Genomic DNA, 21,774 nt, shown 5'->3' with positions numbered 1-21,774 from the left:
GTTCGAGGTTATTATTTTGAAAACAGTTTTGAACACAGTTTCTAACAACATCATCCTGATAAAAAATGCCGAAGTACTGGCACCGCAGCCACTGGGCAAAATGGATGTCGTGATAGCCGGTGGCAGCATCGCCGCCGTGGGTAAAGACTTTAACCTGGCTGGCAGCAACTTACCGGTAACAGTGATTGACGGCAGCGATTTTTATTTAACGCCGGGCTTTGTCGATTCGTTAGTGCACTTTATCGGTGGTGGCGGCGAAGGTGGTTTTGCTACCCGCACCCCGGAAATGCAATTAACCGATGCCACCCTGGGCGGTGTTACCACCGCCGTTGGCGTATTGGGCACTGATGCTACTACCCGTACCCTCACCAACCTGCTGGCCAAAGCCCATGCGCTGGATATTGAAGGCATTACCACCTACTGCCATACCGGCTCGTACGAAATACCCTGTCGTACCCTTACCGGCAGCATTACTGACGATTTGATTTTGATCGACAAGTTTATCGGTGTCGGCGAAATTGCCATCAGCGATCACCGCTCATCGCAGCCCACCACCGATGAAATCCGTAAAGTGGCAGCAGCGGCGCGGGTGGGCGGTATCTTGTCGGGTAAAAGCGGTATTGTCAGTGTGCATATGGGCGCCGGCGAGCGTATTTTGCAGCCGGTTTACCAGGCGGTAGCCGGCACCGAGTTAAAGCTGAAACAGTTTTACCCCACCCATATGAACCGTAACCGCCGTGTGTTTGAAGCCGGGTTAGAGTTTGCCACTAAAGGCGGTGTAATTGACTTTACTACCAGCACTACCGACTTCGACTTAAAACACGGTGAAGTGGCCGCCGCGGCTGCACTGGCTGAAGCACTGCAGTTTGGCATTAACCCGATGCAGCTCACGCTTAGCTCCGATGGCAATGCCAGCTTACCGATATACAATGACGATGGCGTATTGCTCGGCTTACAGGTTGGTACAGTGCAAAGCCTGTATCAGGCAGCCAGAGATGCGGTAACCCAGCATAAAGTCGCAATCACAGACGCGGTTTGCAGCATTACGGCAGCACCGGCAGCCATCTTGGGCTTAACACGCAAAGGCCGTATTGCCGCCGGACTGGATGCCGATATGGTACTGCTGCAGCGCGACGATTTGGCCATCAACAGCGTTATAGCCAAGGGGAAACTGTTGGTGCAACAGGGCGAAGCGCTGGTAAAGGGTACCTTTGAACGTTAAAAGCCAGCGCGTTAAAAGCAAATAAGACAAATTCGCATAAATATGGCGCCTTCAGCCATAGCTATTGAAGCTAAAAAGCTGCTGCGGCAGCTTTTTTTATTGCTGCTGCAGGTATCATTGGCAAAAATATCGCCAATTCATGTAATTAATTTTCATTTTCGCCGGCTCTGCTTCTGCGACACTTAACCCGCATTTTGCTACAAAGTCAGCTTGCATTTTCACTAAAATAGCGGTATACATGTTCGCTCTTGAACGTTTAGATGGCTAAACATTTCCAGAGCAAATACTCTACAACGCATTGACCTCTGAAAGAGTAACCGTTATTTTCTTTCAGCAGCAGCAAAAACCAATAAAAAGAATAATAATTCATAAATAATAAATATTTATTAAATATCAGGACAAGTGTGGAGGTTAGTCATGGCGTTGTACCAGCACAGTCAGGCAAGAGAAAACTGTGGCTTCGGTCTGATCGCACATCTGGAAGGCGCTGCCAGCCACCGGATCGTCAGAACCGCAATAAACGGCCTTGACCGTATGCAGCACCGCGGCGGTATATCTGCCGACGGTAAAACCGGTGATGGTTGTGGTCTATTAATGCAAAAGCCGGACAGCTTCTTCCGCGCTATTGCCGAGGAAAATGGCTGGAATCTGGCAAAGAAATACGGTGTCGGCATGATATTTTTCAGCCAGGACCCGGTAAAAGCCGCTTTAGCAAAAAAAATTATCGAGCAGGAAATTGCCCGCGAAACCCTAACCTTAGTGGCCTGGCGCGTCGTGCCGATAGACAGCAGTGTGCTGGGCCCGCTCGCGCTTAAATCAATGCCCACCATTGAGCAGGTTATTGTTAATGCGCCGCACGGCTGGGGCGATCACGACTTAGAGCGCCGGCTGTATATGCTGCGCCGCCGTATTGAAAAACAACTGAGCGACGATGCGGACTTTTATATTCCCAGCTTCTCGTCATTAGTTACCGTATTTAAAGGACTGATGATGCCGGCAGACTTGCCGCGCTATTATCTCGACTTAGCCGATATCCGCATGGAAACCGCCATTTGCGTGTTCCACCAGCGGTTTTCCACCAATACCATGCCGCGCTGGCAACTGGCGCAGCCGTTTCGCTTTTTAGCCCACAACGGTGAAATTAATACCATTACCGGTAACCGCCAATGGGCGCGCGCACGGCAGTATAAGTTCTCCTCACCGCTGTTAAGCGATTTGCAGGAAGCGGCGCCCTTTGTCAGCCAAAGCGGCTCGGATTCCAGCTCACTGGACAATATGCTGGAGCTGTTATTAGCCGGTGGTATGGATTTATTCCGTGCCATGCGTTTGTTAGTGCCGCCGGCCTGGCAAGGCAACCGCGTAATGGACGATAACCTAAAGGCGTTTTACGAATTTAACTCCATGCATATGGAGCCGTGGGACGGCCCTGCCGGTATCGTAATGACCAACGGCCAGCATGTCGCCTGTAACCTCGACCGCAACGGCCTGCGCCCTGCCCGCTTTGTTATTACCCGCGACAAGCTGATTACGCTGGCCTCTGAAGTCGGCATTTGGGATTACACCCCGGATGAAGTGGTGGAAAAAGGCCGCGTTGGCCCGGGCGAAATGCTGGCGGTAGATACCACTACCGGCAAAATCTGGCGCTCGGATGAAATCGACAGCGACTTAATGGCGCGTCATACCTACCGTGACTGGTTAAATGCCAACGTGCAACGGCTGGTACCCTACGAGAAATACGAAACCGATTTAATCGGCAAACGGGTATTTTCTGATGATGACATGCTGGTGTACCACAAGCTGTTTAACTACAGCTATGAAGAAATTGATCAGGTAATGACAGTACTGGCCAAAGACGGCCAGGAAGCGGTCGGCTCTATGGGCGACGATACGCCGATGGCGGTATTATCGCGCAAGCCGCGTACCTTATATGATTACTTCCGCCAGCAGTTTGCTCAGGTAACCAACCCGCCTATCGATCCTTTGCGTGAATCACATGTAATGTCGCTGGCCACCAGTATCGGCCGCGAGCACAACGTATTTAAAGAAACCGCCGGTTACGCCCGTCGTATTCAGTTTGAATCGCCGGTGATGATGTACTCCGACTTAAAGCAGTTAAAACAAGCGGACGAAAAGTACTACAAGCATCAGATTTTTTCGCTGAACTTCGACCCGGCCGCCCTTAACCTGCAACAAGCGGTAGAGCAACTATGCGCCGACGTTATTACTGCAGTGCGCGATAATAACGTGGTGCTGGTAATGCTCACCGACCGCCGTATTGAGCAAGGCAAACTGCCGATCCCAGCTGCTATGGCGGTAGGCGCGGTGCAACATGCCTTAGTTAATGCGCAGCTGCGCTGCGACTCCAACATTATTGTTGAAACCGCCTCGGCGCGTGACTCGCACCATTTCGCCGTGCTCATTGGTTTAGGTGCCACCGGCATTTACCCCTTTATGGCCTATGAAACGGTAGAGCAGCTGGTAGAAAAAGGCGTAATTAACCTGACCGCCCGCCAGGCGGTGCTGAACTATCGTAAAGGCATTAATAAAGGCCTGTACAAAATTATGTCGAAAATGGGTATTTCAACAGTGGCCAGCTACCGCTGCTCTAACCTGTTTGAAGCCGTCGGCATTGATAAAACCGTAATGCAGCTCTGTTTTGCCGATATCCCGTCGCGTTTGGGCGGTGCCGGCTTTACCGACTTTGAGCAAGATGTACAGCAACTGGCCAAAATAGCCTGGTTAAAGCGTAAACCGTTGAACCACGGTGGTTTATTAAAATATGTGCATGACGGCGAATACCACGCCTATAACCCGGATGTAGTGCAAACGCTGCAAAAAGCTGTGCGCTCGGGCAAGTACGAAGATTACCAGCAGTACAGCAGCATTGTGAACCAGCGGCCGGTGGCGCATTTGCGCGATTTATTTAAACTGGCCGACAGTACGCCGGTGGCGCTGGAGCAGGTAGAGAGCAAACAAAACCTGTACCCGCGCTTTGACAGCGCCGCTATGTCGATTGGAGCCTTAAGCCCGGAAGCGCATGAGGCCTTAGCCATAGCAATGAACCGCTTGGGCGGACGGTCTAACTCGGGTGAAGGTGGTGAAGACCCTCGCCGTTTTGGCACTGAGAAAAACTCCAAAATTAAGCAAGTCGCCTCCGGCCGCTTTGGCGTAACGCCGCATTACCTGGTGAATGCTGAAGTGATTCAAATCAAAGTAGCCCAGGGCGCTAAACCCGGCGAAGGTGGCCAGTTACCCGGTGAAAAAGTCACCGCCGAAATAGCCCGGCTGCGCTACTCGGTGCCCGGCGTAACACTGATATCACCACCGCCGCACCATGATATCTACTCGATTGAAGATTTAGCCCAGCTGATTTTCGATTTAAAACAGGTGAATCCGCAGGCGCTGATTTCAGTGAAGTTAGTGTCAGAGCCCGGCATCGGTACCATCGCCGCCGGCGTAGCCAAAGCCTATGCTGACCTTATTACCGTATCCGGTTATGACGGCGGCACCGGCGCCAGCCCGTTAACCTCGGTGAAATACGCCGGTAGCCCGTGGGAGCTTGGCTTAGCCGAAGTACACCAGGCTTTAGTGGAAAACGGCCTGCGCGATCGCGTACGGCTGCAGGTAGACGGCGGCTTAAAAACCGGCCTCGACGTAATTAAAGCGGCCATTTTAGGTGCCGAAAGCTTTGGCTTTGGTACCGGCCCTATGGTAGCGCTGGGTTGTAAGTTTTTACGTATTTGCCATTTAAATAACTGCGCCACCGGCGTAGCAACCCAGGATGCCACACTGCGCCGTGATCACTTTACCGGTTTGCCGGAAATGGTAATGAACTACTTTAAGTTCTTAGCCTTTGAAGTGCGCGAGCTGATGGCACAGCTGGGTGTAACTGAGCTGACCCAACTGATTGGCCGCACCGATTTGCTGGCAATAAAAGACAGTGAAACGCAAAAACAAGCCAAACTGGATTTAACGCCGATATTGCAAGCCAGCGGCGTCAAATCAGACAAGGCGCTGTTTTGTGTGAAAAACAATACACCGTTTGATGAAGGCGCATTAAACCAGCAGTTGTTAGCGCGCTGCGAGCAAATGGTACTAAACAAAAGCGGTGGCCGGTTAAACCTGAGTATCCGCAATACCGACCGCTCAGTCGGCGCGGCGCTGTCGGGCTTTATTGCCCGCCAGCACGGTAACCAAGGCATGGCAACCGATCCTATCCGCATCCGCTTTACCGGCACCGCCGGCCAAAGCTTTGGCGTATGGAATGCCGGTGGCCTGCATATGTCACTGCAGGGCGATGCCAACGATTACGTTGGTAAAGGCATGACCGGCGGCCAGTTGGCTATTTTCCCCGCCAAGGGCGCCAGCTTTGCTAAAAACGGCTTTACCATTGCCGGTAATACCTGTTTGTACGGCGCTACCGGCGGCCGGCTGTATGCCGCAGGCCAGGTGGGCGAGCGTTTTGCCGTACGAAATTCGGGCGCTTTAGCCGTGGTAGAAGGCACCGGCGATAACTGCTGTGAATATATGACCGGCGGTGTGGTTGTGGTGCTGGGCTGCACCGGGGTGAACTTTGGTGCCGGTATGACAGGCGGCTTTGCTTATTTACTTGATGAGCAAAACGATTTAGAGCTGCGGTTAAACCCCGAGCTGGTAGAAGCGCTGGAAGTCAGCACACCGATACTGCAGGAACACCTGCGCAGCCTGTTGCACCAGCACGTGGAAGAAACCGGCAGCGATAAAGCACAGAAAATCTTAAACGACTTTAACCGTTATTTAAGTCAATTTAAGCTGGTTAAACCAAAAACCAGCGATGTAAACACCTTGCTGGGACACCGCGCACGCTCGTCAGCCGAGCTGCGGGTTCAGGCGATGTAGGGAGACGTTATGGCACAGAATGTATACCAGTTTATTGACGTAAAACGGATTGATCCGCCAAAACGCTCACATAGCGAACGCACTATAGAGTTCGTCGAAATTTATCAGCCAATGACCAACACCCAGGTGGAAGGCCAGGCTGATCGCTGCCTCGATTGCGGCAACCCGTACTGCGAGTGGAAGTGCCCGGTGCACAACTATATTCCGCAGTGGTTAAAGCTGGCCAACGAAGGCAAAATTATTGAAGCGGCCGAGCTGGCACACAAAACCAACAGCCTGCCGGAAGTATGCGGCCGCGTATGCCCGCAAGACCGCTTATGCGAAGGCGCCTGTACGCTGGATGAAGGCTTTGGCGCGGTAACCATTGGCAGTATTGAAAAATATATTACCGACAAAGCCTTTGAAATGGGCTGGCGGCCGGATTTATCGGCCGTAGTTAAAACCGAGCGCCGCGTGGCTGTGATCGGTGCCGGTCCGGCCGGTTTGGCCTGTGCCGACGTACTGGTGCGCAACGGCGTAACCCCGGTAGTGTTTGACCGCTATCCGGAAATCGGCGGCCTGCTAACCTTTGGTATACCGCCGTTTAAGCTGGAAAAAAGCGTACTTAGCCTGCGCCGCGAAATCTTTACCGACATGGGTATCGAGTTTCGCTTAAACACTAACGTTGGTGTCGATGTCAGCTTTGACAGCCTGCTAAGCGAATACGATGCGGTGTTTTTAGCGCTGGGTACTTACACACCGATGAAAGGCGGCCTGGTGAATGAAGATGCGCCTGGCGTATACGAGGCGCTGCCGTTTTTAATCGGCAATATCAATAACCTGATGGGCTGGCAAACCGAGCACCCCTATGTCAGCTTAAAAGATAAAACCGTAGTGGTTTTAGGCGGCGGCGATACGGCAATGGACTGCGTACGCACCTCCATCCGCCAGGGCGCAGCCAGGGTAAGCTGTGCCTACCGGCGCGACGAAGCCAATATGCCGGGCTCACGTAAAGAAGTACAAAACGCGCGCGAAGAAGGCGTGGAGTTTTTGTTTAACCTGCAACCGCTGGGCATAGAAGTAAACAGCGCTGGTCAGGTGTGCGGCGTTAAGGTGGTAACCACTGAAATGGGCGCACCCGATGCTAAAGGCCGCAGAAGCCCGCAGCCGGTACCTGGCTCCGAGCAGGTACTGGCCGCCGATGCGGTAGTTATAGCTTTTGGCTTCCAACCCAGCCCGCCGCAATGGTTGGTGGATATGGGGGTACAGCTGGACAATAAAGGCCGCGTTATCGCCAGTGAAAAGAGTACCTTTGCTATGCAAACCAACGAGCATAAGATCTTCGCCGGCGGCGATATGGTATTAGGCTCAGACTTGGTAGTAACTGCTATCGCCCAGGGCCGTAAAGCCGCCGAGGGTATACTGGATTATTTAGAAGTATAAAAGCCAGGAAGTATAAACAGCAGGTTTAACAACCTGCTGTTGCTTGTACCATCCGCAGCAGCGGACAAGATAAGCGAGATTAGGAGAAAGGCTCGAACCGGCTTACCCACGCCGACACGCCGTAAACCCATCCCTGGGGGCTCGTTTGTAAACTTCATCCGTGAAGTTCACCCTTCGGGCCAGCGCAGCTGTCCAAATTCGTTCCTGACGAATTTGTCAGCCCGTCCGGGGCTTCAACGGTCAGCTTAGGGTAAGCCTAATCTCGCTTTATCGTTTCCGGTTGCAGGTTCCAACAACAAGGAGTTCGTTATGCCGCCATTCACCCTACCCGACCTCTGCGACGCCCATGCGGCTTATATCCGCGTAGCAGAACCCATCTTTAGCAACTACGGTGGCAAAACCGCCTTTGGCGGGCAAATTGTTACGGTGAAATGCTTTGAAGATAACTCCAAGGTTAAGCAGTTAGTGGCCACACCGGGCCAGGGTAAGGTGTTGGTGGTAGACGGCGGCGGCTCTAAACGCCATGCGCTGCTGGGCGATATGCTGGCCGAACAGGCCGCAAGCAACGGTTGGGAAGGTATTATTATCAACGGTTGTATTCGCGATATAGACGAGATACACCAAACCCCGCTCGGCGTGCAAGCGCTGGGTATTCACCCGATGAAAACCGACAAGCGTGATTTAGGCGATATCAACGTAACAGTGACCATCGCTGGGGTAGATTTTATCCCCGGCCAGTTTGTTTATGCGGATAATAATGGGGTGTTGGTGGCGACTAAGCAGTTGATATAGCAAAGCGACTTTAAGCCTTTATACGCATCTGATGTTGCTTAATATAGGCAACTTGCCTACAATTCGGCAATGGAAGCCAGAGGTATTCAAGATGGCAAAGCGTGATTTATTCGCAGAACTGATGCAAGGTGTCAGTGAAATGGCACAGCAACGCCAGGGTAAGGTTACATTGCGCGAGGTGGCTGTGGAGGCAAAGCCTGTACCCATGGTTACAGCAGAGGAAATCGTCGCCTTAAGGCAAAAACTGCATTTATCTCAATCAGTCTTTGCTCAAAGATTACGTCTGAACCCGGAGACACTTAAAAACTGGGAGCAGAGCAAATCTAAGCCTAATGGCCAAGCAGCCCTTTTAATTAAGCTGGTCGAAAAATATCCTGACATGATAGAACGACTGGCATCTGTTTAATTAGCTACGAACCCATTTTCACTGTTACCAGCCTGAGTAAACCAGCTGCTTTATTTTGAGTAATTTCAGAATTGCTCACAGGCGGTGCCTTGATGAAAAACCATCTGCCATTTTTCACCATCAAAACGCCAGATAGAGCTGCGCACCGAGTAGCTCGGGCTTTCGTTTTCTGCACGCTGTATCGTTGCGCGGTAAGTCAGCTGCGCCAGCCCTTCAGCTAACACACGGCAGTTAAAATCTTGCTGGGTAATCACCGGTGGCGTTTCAGTTGGTAAACGCTCCAGCACATCCGTTTTACCAAAACAGCGGCCGGTAGCAGCAATTTCATAAAAATCATCCGCCAGATAGCGGTTTAGCAGTTCGGCAGATAAACGCGTAGCCGGTTGAACCAGCAATTGCTCCAGTTCCATTATTTGCTGTTTAACGGTATCGCTATGCATTTTTAATACTGCCCCCAGTTTAGTCAGTCGAACCTGTTACGTTCACCGGAGTATATTCCATCCCTGCTCAGTATTGCTATGCGGACAACAACGGCAGAATGTTGGCAACAGCAAAGCTGTTGCTGGTTTGAGTTATCCGGGTGCTGTTGCTGTGCTCCAGTCAGGTTATTTATTACGGCCAGTTTTATGATTACCGCTGAACAAATCAAACAGCTTTCTACCGCCGAAAAACTGCAGGTGATGGAAACCTTATGGCAAGAGCTAACCGCTGAAGGTGCCGAGCAGTTGGCCTCCCCCGCCTGGCATCAGCAGGCGTTGCAGCAAACCGAGCATGCCGTCAAAGAAGGTGATGAAGTCACTCACGATTGGGAGCTGGCGAAGAATAGTTTGCACAATAAATTTCGATGAAAATACAGGTTACTTACGTAGTTTTGACCTTTGCGATTTTAATTAGCTACGACTCCATTTCCTAACCCCATTTCCTATTAGCTACGGCCCCATTGTCCTTTTAATTAGCTACGACCCCATTTTCAAATTAGCTACGACCCCATTTTCATTATCGCCAGTGAAAAGAGTACCTTTGCTATGCAAACCAACGAGCATAAGATCTTCGCCGGCGGCGATATGGTATTAGGCTCAGACTTGGTAGTAACTGCTATCGCCCAGGGCCGTAAAGCCGCCGAGGGTATACTGGATTATTTACAGGTTTAATAAGTTAAAGCAGCAGGTTATTCGCCTGCTGCTTTGAAAGCTATTTTGCGGTTAAAAAATATAGTCCCAGCTTTTAGTGGTAAAGGCGTTGATATCAAAATACTCACCGCTCCAGGCCTGAAACTTCAGTGTGCCATTAAAATCCGGATAAGCCGCTTTCTGTTCATTCAACAGCCACAGCTGTACATTTTCAATCGGCTTTGAGGTCACCGTTAAATCACCTGATACCGGTGCCATATGTGGCAAAGAGTACACAGCGCGCTTTAACTGGCCGCGATAGCGATAAATCATTGGGCTACGGTAGTCTTGTGTTTTTGGCCGGTAGTATTGGTTATAACCAACAATACTGACTTCATTGCCACTAAAACTAACAAACATAAAGTTCGGGGTGTCGCTGGTAATCAGACTATGATCGGCCAGCATTTTTGAGGCATCTTCATGGCTTAACAGACTGTTATCGCGCGTATCTACACCGGTGTAAACATGAAAGCCATGCAAATCTGTCATGGCTTTTAGCAGCAGTTCCTTTGATGGCGTCGGGTGCTTCCAGCGTACTTGCCGGGAACAACCACCAGCAACCAACAACACAATCAGGCAAATAACTAACCGGCCAGCAGTGCCGGAGGTTAAATATAACGGCTTTAGCAAAACACCAGCCCCCGTTGCTGTAGTTGCAGATTCAGTTGTTCAATTTTAGCGTTATCAGTTGTGGTACAGATAAAACGCGGGTTTTCATGCAAATACATTTTTCCGTCATTTTGCAGTATGCCAAGTTCCAGTAGCTTTAATCCCACCAGCTGTAGTTGTTGCTGTAAAACCGGCAGGAAAAAACCGCCTGCATTATACATAAACTCCTCATAGCTGATGTCCTGAACAGGAGAGCCCTGTTTATCATAAAGGCTGTCTGTCGATAAGGTGATTCCGGCCTGTTTAACCGGAATTAACGCATTGAGTCTATCCACTCCCCACGGGTCAAACTCTTTCCATTCAACATAACAGAGGAAATTTTCTCCCAATAGCTGATCCAGCCAATAGACTTGCTTGTACTCTCCCTGCCGTTCATCTACTGCTGGCACAGTAACCTCTTTTGCCGAAAACCCTGGTATTGCTTGTTCCAGTGCAACAAAAAATGCTTCACTACTCATGTTTTATCCTTTTAGCAAATAATTTTATGCAGGTAATCTGTTTTGATTTTTAAACTGTGGTGGCAATTAGCCAGTGATTAGCCCCCTAATCCACTGGCTGTTTTTCACATAATTGTTAACTAAATATTACAATATTATGCCGCGTATCACAGCAGTAAATCGCTGTTTCATCTTAATTAGCCTTATCGTTTTAGTTTTTGCAATACAAGGATCAAGCCGGTAGTAAGTATACTCTCTCGGTTTTTGCCCAAAGATTACGCCTGAACCCTGAGGCACTTAAAAACTGGGAACAGAGCAAATCTAAGCCCAATGGCCAGGCTGCCCTTTTAATTAAGCTGGTGGAAAAATATCCCGACATGATTGAACGGCTGGCATCAGTTTAATTACCTACGACCCCATTTTCAGAGAGGCTAATGGGTGCCCCCGAAGCCAGGAAATTTTTAGTGAAGACTTTTTCTAGTCTTTACTCGACACGATTCTTCTCAAATTGCTTTTAATTGAGTTTTTGATATCGGTGCAATCCACTCCATTGATAGTTGATAAATACTGAACTGCTAAATTGGTATCTGAAGGTAAAAGGGCTTTTCCATTTAACTTTGCAAACGGTCCATCTGTTTCCAGTAGAATTCGATTCAAAGGCATCCAAGAAACAACCTTTCTCCCTCTAGCCGAATCCAACATTGCTGGGCCTATCGAAAAGTAACACCCCATGTCTACAGCTGCATCCACCTGTGACTTGGATCCTAGAAACCAGTGCAATATAGAAGTGCCTGCCTTGGGGTACGCTTTCAAACAAGTCAGTACTTCGTCAACCGCATTGAGGCTATGAATTGTCAGTATCTTGTCCGAGTATGATTCGCAGGACTTCAGGATATGGCTAAAAACCATCAGTTGATCAGCAAAGTGTTCTTTGAATCCTTTTGAACCATCAAGACCAATCTCTCCAATATAGCGAGTCCGTTCAATTAGCTGATCGAACAGAACTAATTCATTCTTCCTTTGGTGAGCCAATTGAGGGTGTAAACCTAACGCAGTTTTACAATTCTTCAGATGTTTAGTTAGGCCTTCCGTCCCTTCAAAAGCAGAAGGGACGGTAGTAACAGATAAGACATAAAAATTACAGCTCTGGATGTCGTTTAGAACCTCACTAAAGTCAGGATACAAATCAACATGACAGTGCAAGTCCATCATCTTATTTTCTTCCTGCTTTCAGAAATGTTTCGACTTCTGCAAGACCTCGTTTTATCGTCGACTCCAATTTGTCTCTGATCACTGAGTCCTCAGGAATGGGACCAGACTGTCGGAGCCAAGACCTGTAATTATTCGTTTGTTTTAATCTAATAATCGCTGTTTGCACTGCTTGAAGATCATCTCGTATGTCTTTTTCCTTCATCAGAGCTTCCAACCTATTTGTTTTATAAGACGCATCAACACTAAAACCTGCTCGGTAAACTGACGCCCTTCTAATAAGGCAAGGTACGCAATGCCCACACTGCTTGTGTTCTCTATGCCAGTGGCTGCAAGAAACACTAAGTGGTACAGCTTTCTTGATTGCATCCTGGTCTACACATTCAGCAAGCATTTCTCCTTTAGTTTTAAACTGATAAGGATTAACGAATTTGACGTGAAAACCGACTTCATTTAGAAGTGCTTCAAAACCATTCAAAAAATAAGGATGAGTAGTTCTTGTACTATGGCTACCAATCCGTCTTCGAGTCAAAGGAGGATTAATCGAAATATACCCATTTTCCGGAACAATTACGGTCTCAATGCTGCTATCACCGTTGGCATTACGGAGAGATACAATACCTAACACTGCCATGCTCAGGAAATTAAAACTCCGCCCTCTCATGCTGATATCAGTTTTACCTTCTAAGCACTTTATAATATGTGGCGAAATTGAATAGGATAGTTCGCCAAACGGCGAGGACAATAATGACTTTATCTCCTCTTGTTTGGATCCATCTCCCCGATAGGCGTGACTTACTAGCAGTGGTTTCAGTTCCGATTCGCCATTCAATATATCTATTGCGCCAACAGCGCTATCTAGTCCACCTGAAAAAAGGCAGACTGAATTAAGGCCTTTTAGGGACTTCGCCTTGTCTTTAGCTTGTTTACTGTTCTTGGGTTTCGGCATAGGCATCGTCGTTTTTTCAAACGTAAACGCCCACTGGTCACCTGTTAGATAATTCAAAAGCGAACTTAATTTAGGTTCGACAGAATTCCATATGTTTTCATTAGTCACAGGTACATGCAAATGCAGTTGTCTTGACCAAGCATTTTCTGCTTTTTCTCTTAGTTCGAACGTATCAGCAGCAGTAACAGCAGTAGCAATTGTTATCAAGTCAATGGCATCAGCGTCTAGGGCAATTCCTAGATCTCTGACCGTTTGAAGTAGCTGTTTTGAAGCCATGCTACGCTTGTAAGGATCATGCTGATGCGTATGAAAGAGTTGCACTGGATGACAATTTTTTGAGTAATTAGGTAGATTTGCAGGATCATGATTAAAGTAAAAATTAGTCATCAAAACTCTCCCACTCATCTACTGTTAACGTGATCGTGTCAGCTTGAACCTTGGCAATATTGTCTCTGTTTATATTAGTAGGATTACCTTGTGTAACCTTTTCTAGTTGTTGCTGCGCAATAACTTTTATCAATGCTCTCAACTCCACTTCCATTTGATGGTGCTTGCTAGCAGGCTCAACATAAAACCAAGCTTTCCCCATCCCTTCTACTACGTCTTGAAAAATTAAGTCGGTAAGATAGCAACCTATCACTTCTTGAATTACTTCATCGGTAAAACTGTTTGGATCAAATGAATTTGTAGCTGGCAGCGCTTCTTCGAGTGCATAGTCTAATGCAATACGAACGGCATCTGAGTCTGCATTATTTGGAGCAAGATGAGACGCAATTTTATCGATTACCTGGTCTGTTGAGAGACCTTTAAGATCCGCAAGCGATAAAACTTGGTTATTAACGCTGACGCTTTCGCCTCGCATTATCCCTAAAAGGCTTGAGCCAGCAGTGATACCGCTAGCTAATCGACGACTCGTAGTCTTTCCGCCACCGGATCCCTTTTTAGAGTAATGTTTGAGGGCGCGTTTTAAGTCTGAAGTATTTCCTCCCGACTGCGCATATTTCCCGAATGCTCTTCTTGCACTGGCAAACCTATTTGGAGGAGGAGCTGGTTGTCCAGGACCGTCTATTTCTTGTTGATCAGTTTCAACCTTATTACCACTTCCCTCCCCGCTCCCCGCTTGTTCACCATCAGACTCATCAGACGCCGAAGTGCTACCATCTGTGCCTGATGCAATTTCGTCCTGCGCAGCGTCGCTGCCTTGTGCCCATGACGGTATTAGCGGGCTTTGACCATTTGGTCCCGTTGAAGATGCCGATGTCCCCATCTATTTAGTTCCTTCTAAATCTTTCATTATTGGACTGAGCCACCTTTGTTTTGGTAACCCTTTTAAATAAGTTAAAAAATTTGCAGCGCATTTTTTATCTTGCTTGGCTAATAAAAGTGCACCATAAACTCCATCAGGTGTTACGCTCCAATCGCCAATAGCTTTGAAGTTGTCTATCAGTGCATCCATAACGGGCATAAACTCTTCTTTTGGCGTAACACCTATAGCGTCACTGTTAACTTTACTAACCCGAACTTTCTGCTTCATAAGCATCCCAACAAGCTTTTGAGCAGCTCCAGACATAACGGCATTCACTACTCCCATCGGGATACTTTCACGACTCAGATATGCAGCAGGAGTTAGGTTTACTCCAGAAAACTTCGGAGGGAGCTTTGACCATTTGTCGATAAAACCTAAGTCCAACTTCCATTCTTCAGGCAGGTTTATTTTCTCGAATTCAACTTCAGGGTTTTCTAAATCAGCGAGCACCTTAGGGAAGCCGTTTTCTCTATCGATTAGCTCATACAACTTATTGGTTGCTTGAGTTCCCAAACATCGTTCGAAAAGAACAAGTTTCGTAATTGTTTTTTCGTCTAGCTGCATACCTCTTCGATGAGCGGTTCTCTTGCGCATTCTGATTTGGTTCAGTAATCGCTTAACAATTCGAGGATTTCCGTTGATATTAGGAGATTCCGCAAGCAAAGGAGCTAGTTGTTCAGCAACCACAAACTTACTTCTTAATTCAGCGATATCACTAATATCTTTGCCATCCAGTAATTCATCAATCGAGATTTGAGATTGCTTCCAAGACATTCTCAACGAATTTTCGAGTAAGCCCCTTAACTCCTCCTGCTGAACTTCACCGACTCCGTGATCTTGAGCAATCAGCATCATTAAGTACGCTCTGATTTCCAGCAGCCCTGGCCTTGGCACATGTACAGGTATTTGGATTAGTTTATCCAGATAATCTGTCTGGTGACGTTGTGTAGCACCTTTGTGGTATTCCGATACAGCTAAACGAATCATGTCCTCATCAGCAGCGATCACAAACGCCGTATTTGGTAAAAATAGGAATAGTCTCATCGCTTCGAGTGTTGAAATAGCATTAAAAGGTGAACAACGGTCTAGATTGTCTACGTAAACAACTAAAGGCTTATTAAACTCCTCAAGCAATTTTGAGTAGGCTTCACGAAACTCTTTGATCTCTTTTGGCGGGGACTTAATTTTTTGAGGGCCTATTAATCCTTGTTGCTCTTTCGCAAGCTCTTTCGCACCTTCAAATCCACCCTTAATATCTTCAGCACCAAACTCACCATCGTCACCACCACTGAAGAAACTCGCCAATTTTTGCATCGCTCCCATAGTTGGGATTCCAGCCAATGCCGCGCCACCATCCATCAGTAACCCCAACATACGTATTTTATTAATACGTCCAGCGAACTCCTTGGCTTTTTTTGTAAGGCCCTTGTTACCTTCGGCTTCCTTTATTAACGTAGAAGCGATAGTTTCCAATAATGCCGCTTTTGCGTCGTCATAGCCTTGATATAGCCAGGCATCAAAATGCACTTGAATGTGGTGCTGACCTTTTTTCTCTAATGCTTTCTTGGTTAATTCAAGGACTGAAGATTTACCGGCACCCCAATCACCAAAAATCCCAACGCTTATAGGTAAAAGATGCTTCTCTGTTATTAGATCAGTTATTGATTCAGCTGTCTCATTGAAGTTCAGAAAGTCTATATTTGATTCTTTGTCCGGCCACATAACAATCCTTATCGTTTCTATTTTTAAGACTCACCGCGCATGAATCAACATGCTAATTAACACAGAGTTCTACAATACTGTTTTGGAAGCTTTAGGGTCAGGTCTTGCCTTTTGTCACCCAGATCTTTAAATGCCCAGATTGGCCCCCAAATTTTTATCACTTTTACCTTAAATCTGAACGCCGTCAAGTATTTAAATCAGCTAAGTCTTTGAATGGCACCACGACCAATGATAACAAAATCCATACTGCTATTTGGGCACCGAATAAAACTAACGAACTTCTGATTTAATGCTGATATTGCCGTTTCCTGGTTATTTTTTGCGCTAAATTTTTGTTCTGGCGTTAGTTAACCTGCTTCAATAAGAAAAGAATTTTCTGTTCCGTGTAATCTCACCTGATTAGCCAACAGCACCCCAACCAGAAAACTATTTTCTTGCTTGCTCAATGCACCTTAAAAAGTTACTATTTTTTAACTTTAATTTACAAGGATGAAGCATGAAACAAGCAAGCCACCAGTTGGCAGATCGCACATATGCCCAGTTAAGAGAACATAGCCGCACGCAAGCAATATTAAAATTGCCGTTAAATTTGCAGGAAGCAGTAAAGCTTGACGATATTACCGGTAGAACGATGGCGCAGTTATCCCGTTGGGAGGCGCATCCTGACCGCCGGGTAATGTGGTCGTGGCAGCATTGGGCCAGCCGCTACGCCGCCATTTATCCTAAGCGGTTTGAGCTCGCCATCTGGTTTCATAGTAAGCTGTGCAGTGTGTCACTAGGTCGGCCAACCTGGGGTGCCGGCAAATTGCGTTTAGATATGATTGAATCTTCTCCCGAGAAAACACCACTAACAGGCCAGACGGTACAATTAACAGTTTTAGTCGCTGAAACTTATGCCGACATTATTGGTGCTGAACAGATCAGAATAATGAACCCAATAAACAGCAAAGTACGTTCGCATTATGAAGCTATGGGCTTCACCTATGTTGGCGGTAAAAGTGATTACTGTGTGAAGGATTTACTATGAACAAACGAACTGACAGGCCTGAACCAGGCACTCCCGAGTTTGACGAATGGCTGGGTAAGCGGATAGCCAAACGCGTTAAAGAGCTGGAAAATGTACCCGAGTTAGAAGACGAATTCGGCGTATTGTCAGGTAGCTTTGAAAGCATGACAAATACCGATGCTGAAGCCTTCCCAGACGAGCCGGAAGAATATATGCCGCATGAGCGGGTGCGAATTGTGGTAGATAACGACAACAAAAAGAAGCCTTAAAAGCGAAATATGGCGATATTTAACGACAGACCAAAGCCGGGCACGCCGGAATTTGAGCTATGGCTGCGTGAAAAAATTCGCGAAGACTTCAAAAAAATGGAGAATGCGCCTGAACTTTATCAGTTGGGTATATTGTCTGGCAGACCGGAAAATCTAACCCAAACCGATGCTGAAGCCTTCCCAGACGAGCCGGCAGAATATATGCCGCATGAGCGGGTTAAAATTGTGGCAGATAACAGCAGCAAAAGAAACCCTAACTACAAAAGCTTACGCCACTGATTTGGCAATATTCTGCGCAACAACATAGGCTTTGTACTGGGCGTCAATTTTAAAAAACACCTCTACCGGCACGTTATAAACCCGCTTTATCTTGGTTGCCAGGTCAATGCTTAACTCACTTTCGCCGTTGATAAAACGGGTAATGGTCGATTTGGCTACATTAAGATCACGGGCAGCGTCGGCTGCAGTCAGGTTTTTACGCTGCAGGTAGCGTTTAAAATGTGCGCCGGCCGCTTTTGGCGGGCCAATCACCCCCATCTCACGCAGGTTTTCACTGCTTAGCAATTCAGTATTGTTTGTCATTTCATCTATTACCTTAACGTTGAAACGCGCGTTGAAATTACACGGCTAACCTTATGCAGACATAACTTAGTCATAGCGAATAACCTCTATCATCAGCATGTCCTCCCCCTCGCTTTCACCCAACAATCCCGCTACCACAAACTGAAAATTTTCCTTTATCGACACACTGAAACTGTTGCCCTCTATCACCATGTCGTCTAATAAGATTTCCTTGGCTTCCTGCAGTGACATCGCATTGACCAGAATATCAATCACGTCAGTTACTTCCTCCCTGGCAAGTGATGGCAGGCTGCCAATTGCTGCGGTTGTGCTGGCTTCTTTTCCTGGCTTAATAACTACCTGCAATAAACACCTCCCTGTTGATCATTACACAGCGATGCCATCATTCTAGACGCAAGTTGCGCAACCCGCAACTCAGTCTATTAACCTTTGCGGTATAGTTAGCTGCTGCTGATAACCCTTTTTAAACGCCTTTGACGCCAGGTTGATAAGCCCATTCGCATCGGGTGTGTTTATAGCAGTGGCACTGTTGACGGCCGTTTGCTTTACCCCCGCTATCCGCTAAGCTGCTTTACAACCTTTAACCTGGTGCCGGATTTAGCATGCGTATGCTGTTTACTCTGACAGGCTATGTGCTGGCGGGCTATTGCCTGCTGTGCTTATTGTTGTATCTGCTGCAGCGGCAGTTAATTTATTTCCCCGTGCCGGCACAGTTGCCGCCAACCGAGCCGCTGATTTTGCAGCAAGCCGATGCCACTGTGCTGGTAAGCCGCAAAGCGCGCGAAACCAGCCAGGCGCTGCTGTATTTTGGCGGCAATGCCGAGGATGTCAGTGTGTCTTTGCCGGAATTTGCCGCGGCTTTTCCCCACCATGCTATTTATCTTATGCACTATCGCGGTTACGGCGGTAGTTCCGGCAAGCCCTCAGAGCAGTCACTGGTAGCGGATGCGCTGGCGCTGTTTGACCAGCTGCAGACTAAACATAGTGACATTACCGTACTGGGCCGCAGCCTGGGTTCCGGTGTTGCCGTGCAACTGGCGGCGCAGCGTAAGGTAACGCAGCTGGTGTTAATTACCCCGTTTGACAGCCTTAGCGCCCTGGCGCGGCGGCAGTTTCCGCTATTTCCGGTTAAGTGGTTGCTAAAAGACACCTACAACTCTGTGGCCTATGCGCCGGGCATTAACAGCCCCACGCTACTCTTACTGGCGGAACAAGATGAAATTATCGGCCGTGCCCATAGCGAGGCGCTGTACCGGGCATTTGCGCCCGGCATTGCCACACTGAAAAGTTATAGCGGCAGCCACAATAGTATTCTACCCGCCAGCCAGCTTGCTGCCTGGCTTGCTACTGCAACACCTTCAGTCGCACTATCAAATTAGCCAGCCGCAAATTAGCCAACCTCAAAACAGCTGGCACTTTTACCTTAAACTTAAACAGCGCAAAGAATTTAAACCGCTTATACGGGTTTTGCCGACCCGGTGCGGTATTTACGCCAGCCTGCTACCACAGTTGCAATGACAAAACGGCTAAGCCAGGACAGCAGTGCTAACGCGGCGGCTATCATCAGCGGCAGTATGCCACCGAAGGTAAACGTCATCGCCACAACAAAGCCACTGATATAGTGCAGCCGGTAAAGCGGAAACAACACGGCACAGGGCAGTAAGCCGAAAAACAGCAGCGTGGTTAGTGTCATCTGGCCCAGCGCAAAACTGGCGGCAAACACTGCACCGTAGCAGGTAGCGCCGATAAGCCCCGGCAATAAGCTGACAGGCACTGTTGCCAAGCGCGATATATGTGCCGGTTGGCGCTGCGCATAGGTTGCCAGCGCTAAGCCCAGTAGCGGTAAAGTGATAAGTTCAAACCAGTTTGAAATGGCCGGCAGCGTGGCGTCATTTAGTAAATGATGGCTTTGTACCCCGGCTGACAAATATTCAATCGTCAGATGCATAGCTGCCAACAGTAAGGCTACCAGCGGCAACCACAGTGAAACCCGGTAGGCGCTCATTGTGCCAGCCCTTTAACGTTTGCGCCTTTTACTATCATCCACAGGCCAAGTGATAACTCCCCGACTAACACCGGCAGCATGATCCATGGGAATAACTTAGCGGCAAAATCAGGTGCAAGTAGCAGTGCCAGGGTATTCAGCAGATAACAGACACCGGCCAGGCCCAACATCAGGCCGAGTATTTTCGGGAATAGCTGCGATTTAATAATCAGATAGCCGCGGATAATACAGGCCAGCGCAAAAAACAGTAAGCCAATGGCGAAACCGTAGCCGTGCAGCTGTATCGCCAGATAAGCTGAGGCGTCGCGCTGCTCTGCAGAAAACGCGGTTAAATACACGCCACTGCCAGCCAGCAACAGCGGCACTATTAACGTAAGCTTATTGGCGACCAGTACGGCGGTTTGGATCAGGTTAAAACCGGTGGCAGTGAGGTTAAGCGCGGCATTTACCCGCTTAAATAACAGATAAAACAGCACAATGATCGGGATGTCTAACAGCTGCATACACAGATCGGCTACGATGCCGCTGCGCCAGAACGTCTGTGCCGCACCAATTTGTGCGGCGGTAGTGGCGGCATCGCCCGCGGCAACCAGGCTGCCTCGTACCAGGGTTTCAGAAAACAGACCTAAACCGATTATCAATAAATAACAGCAGCCGGCAAAACGCACATAGCGCTGCGACACCACAGCAGTAGCTGAGCTCATCTTTCACGTATCCTTGTAACCGGAGTAATTGGGTACCGCCCCGGCGGCGGCTGACATGATGCTGCGCGGAAAAACCGTTTTTGCCTACTGCCTTATTGTTACAAGGTATTTCTGCCGTGACAGCGCCAAGCTGCGGTGTTATTCACAGTTGGTAACTATTACCACCATGCAGAGTATTGACGGTTTTGTGATAGCTAATGGCAGAGCAGTTGTTGCTGTGATTTGGCTGCCCTGGATTCAACTTCTTCAATCATGCCCTGCGGGTATTCATCTTCATATAACTGGCGGAACCGGCCTTCCAGTACCAGTTTGTTTAACGCGCACTGCCACTTAAGTATTACCGCATCCTCTACCTGCTTTGAAAAGGCGATATACATTTCAATGTTTTGCAAAGGATACACCGCTTGTAAATCCAACCCGGCGTCCAAAAGCTGTGCCATGCGCTTAGGGGTAACATCGCCGTGCATGGCAATTAAATCGGCACGGCCGAGTTTGAGCATGTTGTAACAATCGCCGGACTGCAGGCTTAGGATCAGGTTTTTGTCTATCACAAAGCCCAATGACAGCAGCTCATTCACGATACTGGTATTGCGGGTTTCACAAACAACATGATTTTGCAGCAGATCTGCCAGGCTGGCATTGCCGGCGACAACGTCGCGTTTGGCGTACAGGTTTACCGCATAGATTTTAATAGGCCCCACCCATTTGAATTTATTTTCTCTGTCTGCGGTTCTGATGGTGTCATACACCGCTACATTGGCACTGCTTACGGCAATAGCATAAGCGCGCGCCCAGGGAAACACCTCAATGCTGGTGGTATCACCAACTTGCTGCTGGATCGCCTTAACCAGCTGCGTAGACATACCGTAAATATTGCCATGCTTGTCTTTTAACCGCCCGCGGCCGGCCGGTTCCGTCAGGATGCGCAACGGCACTTGTGCTGTTGTTTGTGCCTCTGCAATGGCCTCAGCGGCAAGCGGCTTAGCAAGCAAGATTGCCAACGGCATCAGCGTTAGCATAAACAACC

23 protein-coding genes are annotated in these 21,774 nt (G+C 48.3%); 11 read left to right on the top strand and 12 right to left on the bottom strand.

Annotation, left to right across the window (positions count from 1 at the left end):
• Positions 1 to 16: 16 nt before the first annotated feature.
• From iadA to ACTZWV_RS05745, 5 genes are all read left to right on the top strand, one after another.
• Positions 17 to 1,222, top strand: a complete 1,206-nt coding sequence (gene iadA / locus ACTZWV_RS05765; protein WP_444785615.1) for a beta-aspartyl-peptidase — start codon at positions 17 to 19, stop codon at positions 1,220 to 1,222.
• Positions 1,223 to 1,639: 417 nt separating this feature from the next.
• Positions 1,640 to 6,100, top strand: a complete 4,461-nt coding sequence (gltB, locus tag ACTZWV_RS05760) for a glutamate synthase large subunit (RefSeq protein WP_444785614.1) — start codon at positions 1,640 to 1,642, stop codon at positions 6,098 to 6,100.
• A 9-nt stretch (positions 6,101 to 6,109) separates the two neighbouring features.
• Complete coding sequence (locus tag ACTZWV_RS05755; RefSeq protein ID WP_444785613.1) at positions 6,110 to 7,522, top strand: FAD-dependent oxidoreductase; 1,413 nt, start codon at positions 6,110 to 6,112, stop codon at positions 7,520 to 7,522.
• 309 nt (positions 7,523 to 7,831) lie between these two features.
• Positions 7,832 to 8,314, top strand: coding sequence for a ribonuclease E activity regulator RraA (gene rraA / locus ACTZWV_RS05750; protein WP_444785612.1), 483 nt, complete (start codon positions 7,832 to 7,834; stop codon positions 8,312 to 8,314).
• Positions 8,315 to 8,405: 91 nt separating this feature from the next.
• A complete protein-coding gene (locus ACTZWV_RS05745) occupies positions 8,406 to 8,720 on the top strand; it encodes a helix-turn-helix domain-containing protein (RefSeq protein ID WP_444785611.1) in 315 nt (104 codons plus the stop codon).
• 65 nt (positions 8,721 to 8,785) lie between these two features.
• Here the strand turns inward: ACTZWV_RS05745 and ACTZWV_RS05740 are convergent, their stop codons facing one another.
• Positions 8,786 to 9,160 carry a nuclear transport factor 2 family protein gene (locus tag ACTZWV_RS05740; protein ID WP_444785610.1) on the bottom strand — a complete coding sequence of 125 codons (375 nt, stop codon included), beginning with the start codon at positions 9,158 to 9,160 and terminating at the stop codon, positions 8,786 to 8,788.
• Positions 9,161 to 9,346: 186 nt separating this feature from the next.
• On the opposite strand from ACTZWV_RS05740, the gene ACTZWV_RS05735 reads away from it, so the two are divergent.
• A complete protein-coding gene (locus tag ACTZWV_RS05735) occupies positions 9,347 to 9,568 on the top strand; it encodes an addiction module protein (protein WP_444785609.1) in 222 nt (73 codons plus the stop codon).
• A 177-nt stretch (positions 9,569 to 9,745) separates the two neighbouring features.
• Positions 9,746 to 9,871: a hypothetical protein gene (locus tag ACTZWV_RS05730; protein ID WP_444785608.1), complete on the top strand. Its 126-nt coding sequence runs from the start codon at positions 9,746 to 9,748 to the stop codon at positions 9,869 to 9,871.
• A gap of 51 nt (positions 9,872 to 9,922) precedes the next feature.
• Here the strand turns inward: ACTZWV_RS05730 and ACTZWV_RS05725 are convergent, their stop codons facing one another.
• From ACTZWV_RS05725 to ACTZWV_RS05700, 6 genes are all read right to left on the bottom strand, one after another.
• Positions 9,923 to 10,519 (bottom strand): hypothetical protein, encoded by a 597-nt coding sequence (locus ACTZWV_RS05725; protein WP_444785607.1) that lies wholly within the window; start codon positions 10,517 to 10,519, stop codon positions 9,923 to 9,925.
• Positions 10,513 to 11,016 carry a hypothetical protein gene (locus ACTZWV_RS05720; protein WP_444785606.1) on the bottom strand — a complete coding sequence of 168 codons (504 nt, stop codon included), beginning with the start codon at positions 11,014 to 11,016 and terminating at the stop codon, positions 10,513 to 10,515. Before ACTZWV_RS05720 ends, ACTZWV_RS05725 begins: the two co-directional genes overlap by 7 nt.
• A gap of 456 nt (positions 11,017 to 11,472) precedes the next feature.
• Positions 11,473 to 12,207: a Qat anti-phage system TatD family nuclease QatD gene (gene qatD / locus ACTZWV_RS05715; RefSeq protein WP_444785605.1), complete on the bottom strand. Its 735-nt coding sequence runs from the start codon at positions 12,205 to 12,207 to the stop codon at positions 11,473 to 11,475.
• A 1-nt stretch (position 12,208) separates the two neighbouring features.
• Entirely contained in the window at positions 12,209 to 13,540 is a 1,332-nt protein-coding gene (qatC, locus tag ACTZWV_RS05710) for a Qat anti-phage system QueC-like protein QatC (protein ID WP_444785604.1), read from the bottom strand.
• Positions 13,533 to 14,420: a hypothetical protein gene (locus ACTZWV_RS05705; RefSeq protein ID WP_444785603.1), complete on the bottom strand. Its 888-nt coding sequence runs from the start codon at positions 14,418 to 14,420 to the stop codon at positions 13,533 to 13,535. The genes qatC and ACTZWV_RS05705 overlap by 8 nt, the downstream gene beginning before the upstream one ends.
• Positions 14,421 to 16,181, bottom strand: coding sequence for a KAP family P-loop NTPase fold protein (locus ACTZWV_RS05700; protein WP_444785602.1), 1,761 nt, complete (start codon positions 16,179 to 16,181; stop codon positions 14,421 to 14,423). It lies immediately after the preceding gene.
• Positions 16,182 to 16,677: 496 nt separating this feature from the next.
• Between ACTZWV_RS05700 and ACTZWV_RS05695 the strand changes: the two genes are divergently transcribed.
• From ACTZWV_RS05695 to ACTZWV_RS05685, 3 genes are read left to right on the top strand one after another with little or no spacing between them, the layout of a single operon-like run.
• Positions 16,678 to 17,208, top strand: coding sequence for a hypothetical protein (locus ACTZWV_RS05695; protein WP_444785601.1), 531 nt, complete (start codon positions 16,678 to 16,680; stop codon positions 17,206 to 17,208).
• Positions 17,205 to 17,456, top strand: coding sequence for a hypothetical protein (locus ACTZWV_RS05690; RefSeq protein WP_444785600.1), 252 nt, complete (start codon positions 17,205 to 17,207; stop codon positions 17,454 to 17,456). Before ACTZWV_RS05695 ends, ACTZWV_RS05690 begins: the two co-directional genes overlap by 4 nt.
• A gap of 9 nt (positions 17,457 to 17,465) precedes the next feature.
• Positions 17,466 to 17,735 (top strand): hypothetical protein, encoded by a 270-nt coding sequence (locus tag ACTZWV_RS05685; RefSeq protein ID WP_444785599.1) that lies wholly within the window; start codon positions 17,466 to 17,468, stop codon positions 17,733 to 17,735.
• Here ACTZWV_RS05685 and ACTZWV_RS05680 read toward each other — a convergent pair.
• Both ACTZWV_RS05680 and ACTZWV_RS05675 read right to left on the bottom strand, forming a co-directional pair.
• Positions 17,724 to 18,038 carry a helix-turn-helix transcriptional regulator gene (locus ACTZWV_RS05680; RefSeq protein ID WP_444785598.1) on the bottom strand — a complete coding sequence of 105 codons (315 nt, stop codon included), beginning with the start codon at positions 18,036 to 18,038 and terminating at the stop codon, positions 17,724 to 17,726. The genes ACTZWV_RS05685 and ACTZWV_RS05680 overlap by 12 nt on opposite strands.
• 66 nt (positions 18,039 to 18,104) lie before the next feature.
• Positions 18,105 to 18,383, bottom strand: a complete 279-nt coding sequence (locus tag ACTZWV_RS05675) for a hypothetical protein (protein ID WP_444785597.1) — start codon at positions 18,381 to 18,383, stop codon at positions 18,105 to 18,107.
• A 257-nt stretch (positions 18,384 to 18,640) separates the two neighbouring features.
• On the opposite strand from ACTZWV_RS05675, the gene ACTZWV_RS05670 reads away from it, so the two are divergent.
• Entirely contained in the window at positions 18,641 to 19,417 is a 777-nt protein-coding gene (locus tag ACTZWV_RS05670; protein WP_444785596.1) for an alpha/beta hydrolase, read from the top strand.
• Between the two features lie 77 nt (positions 19,418 to 19,494).
• On the opposite strand, the gene ACTZWV_RS05665 is transcribed toward ACTZWV_RS05670, so the two are convergent.
• From ACTZWV_RS05665 to ACTZWV_RS05655, 3 genes are all read right to left on the bottom strand, one after another.
• Positions 19,495 to 20,043, bottom strand: coding sequence for a hypothetical protein (locus ACTZWV_RS05665; RefSeq protein WP_444785595.1), 549 nt, complete (start codon positions 20,041 to 20,043; stop codon positions 19,495 to 19,497).
• The gene (locus ACTZWV_RS05660) at positions 20,040 to 20,747 is read right to left on the bottom strand and encodes a DUF4386 domain-containing protein (protein WP_444785594.1); all 708 of its coding nucleotides are present in this window, start codon (positions 20,745 to 20,747) and stop codon (positions 20,040 to 20,042) included. The genes ACTZWV_RS05665 and ACTZWV_RS05660 overlap by 4 nt, the downstream gene beginning before the upstream one ends.
• A gap of 194 nt (positions 20,748 to 20,941) precedes the next feature.
• Positions 20,942 to 21,766, bottom strand: a complete 825-nt coding sequence (locus ACTZWV_RS05655; RefSeq protein WP_444785593.1) for a substrate-binding periplasmic protein — start codon at positions 21,764 to 21,766, stop codon at positions 20,942 to 20,944.
• Positions 21,767 to 21,774: the final 8 nt, after the last annotated feature.

Source organism: Rheinheimera sp. NSM (assembly GCF_052380015.1).
GTDB lineage: Bacteria > Pseudomonadota > Gammaproteobacteria > Enterobacterales > Alteromonadaceae > Alishewanella.
This window is presented reverse-complemented; position numbering and strand designations above follow the sequence as displayed.

Bases quoted from the DNA above. Each gene is read 5' to 3' on its own strand.
- gltB (WP_444785614.1), top strand. From the start codon at position 1,640: ATGGCGTTGTACCAGCACAGTCAGGCAAGAGAAAACTGTGGCTTCGGT.
- ACTZWV_RS05755 (WP_444785613.1), top strand. From the start codon at position 6,110: ATGGCACAGAATGTATACCAGTTTATTGACGTAAAACGGATTGATCCG.
- rraA (WP_444785612.1), top strand. From the start codon at position 7,832: ATGCCGCCATTCACCCTACCCGACCTCTGCGACGCCCATGCGGCTTAT.
- ACTZWV_RS05745 (WP_444785611.1), top strand. From the start codon at position 8,406: ATGGCAAAGCGTGATTTATTCGCAGAACTGATGCAAGGTGTCAGTGAA.
- ACTZWV_RS05740 (WP_444785610.1), bottom strand. From the start codon at position 9,160: ATGCATAGCGATACCGTTAAACAGCAAATAATGGAACTGGAGCAATTG.
- ACTZWV_RS05735 (WP_444785609.1), top strand. From the start codon at position 9,347: ATGATTACCGCTGAACAAATCAAACAGCTTTCTACCGCCGAAAAACTG.
- ACTZWV_RS05730 (WP_444785608.1), top strand. From the start codon at position 9,746: ATGCAAACCAACGAGCATAAGATCTTCGCCGGCGGCGATATGGTATTA.
- ACTZWV_RS05720 (WP_444785606.1), bottom strand. From the start codon at position 11,016: ATGAGTAGTGAAGCATTTTTTGTTGCACTGGAACAAGCAATACCAGGG.
- qatD (WP_444785605.1), bottom strand. From the start codon at position 12,207: ATGATGGACTTGCACTGTCATGTTGATTTGTATCCTGACTTTAGTGAG.
- qatC (WP_444785604.1), bottom strand. From the start codon at position 13,540: ATGACTAATTTTTACTTTAATCATGATCCTGCAAATCTACCTAATTAC.
- ACTZWV_RS05705 (WP_444785603.1), bottom strand. From the start codon at position 14,420: ATGGGGACATCGGCATCTTCAACGGGACCAAATGGTCAAAGCCCGCTA.
- ACTZWV_RS05700 (WP_444785602.1), bottom strand. From the start codon at position 16,181: ATGTGGCCGGACAAAGAATCAAATATAGACTTTCTGAACTTCAATGAG.
- ACTZWV_RS05695 (WP_444785601.1), top strand. From the start codon at position 16,678: ATGAAACAAGCAAGCCACCAGTTGGCAGATCGCACATATGCCCAGTTA.
- ACTZWV_RS05690 (WP_444785600.1), top strand. From the start codon at position 17,205: ATGAACAAACGAACTGACAGGCCTGAACCAGGCACTCCCGAGTTTGAC.
- ACTZWV_RS05685 (WP_444785599.1), top strand. From the start codon at position 17,466: ATGGCGATATTTAACGACAGACCAAAGCCGGGCACGCCGGAATTTGAG.
- ACTZWV_RS05680 (WP_444785598.1), bottom strand. From the start codon at position 18,038: ATGACAAACAATACTGAATTGCTAAGCAGTGAAAACCTGCGTGAGATG.
- ACTZWV_RS05670 (WP_444785596.1), top strand. From the start codon at position 18,641: ATGCGTATGCTGTTTACTCTGACAGGCTATGTGCTGGCGGGCTATTGC.
- ACTZWV_RS05665 (WP_444785595.1), bottom strand. From the start codon at position 20,043: ATGAGCGCCTACCGGGTTTCACTGTGGTTGCCGCTGGTAGCCTTACTG.
- ACTZWV_RS05660 (WP_444785594.1), bottom strand. From the start codon at position 20,747: ATGAGCTCAGCTACTGCTGTGGTGTCGCAGCGCTATGTGCGTTTTGCC.
- ACTZWV_RS05655 (WP_444785593.1), bottom strand. From the start codon at position 21,766: ATGCTAACGCTGATGCCGTTGGCAATCTTGCTTGCTAAGCCGCTTGCC.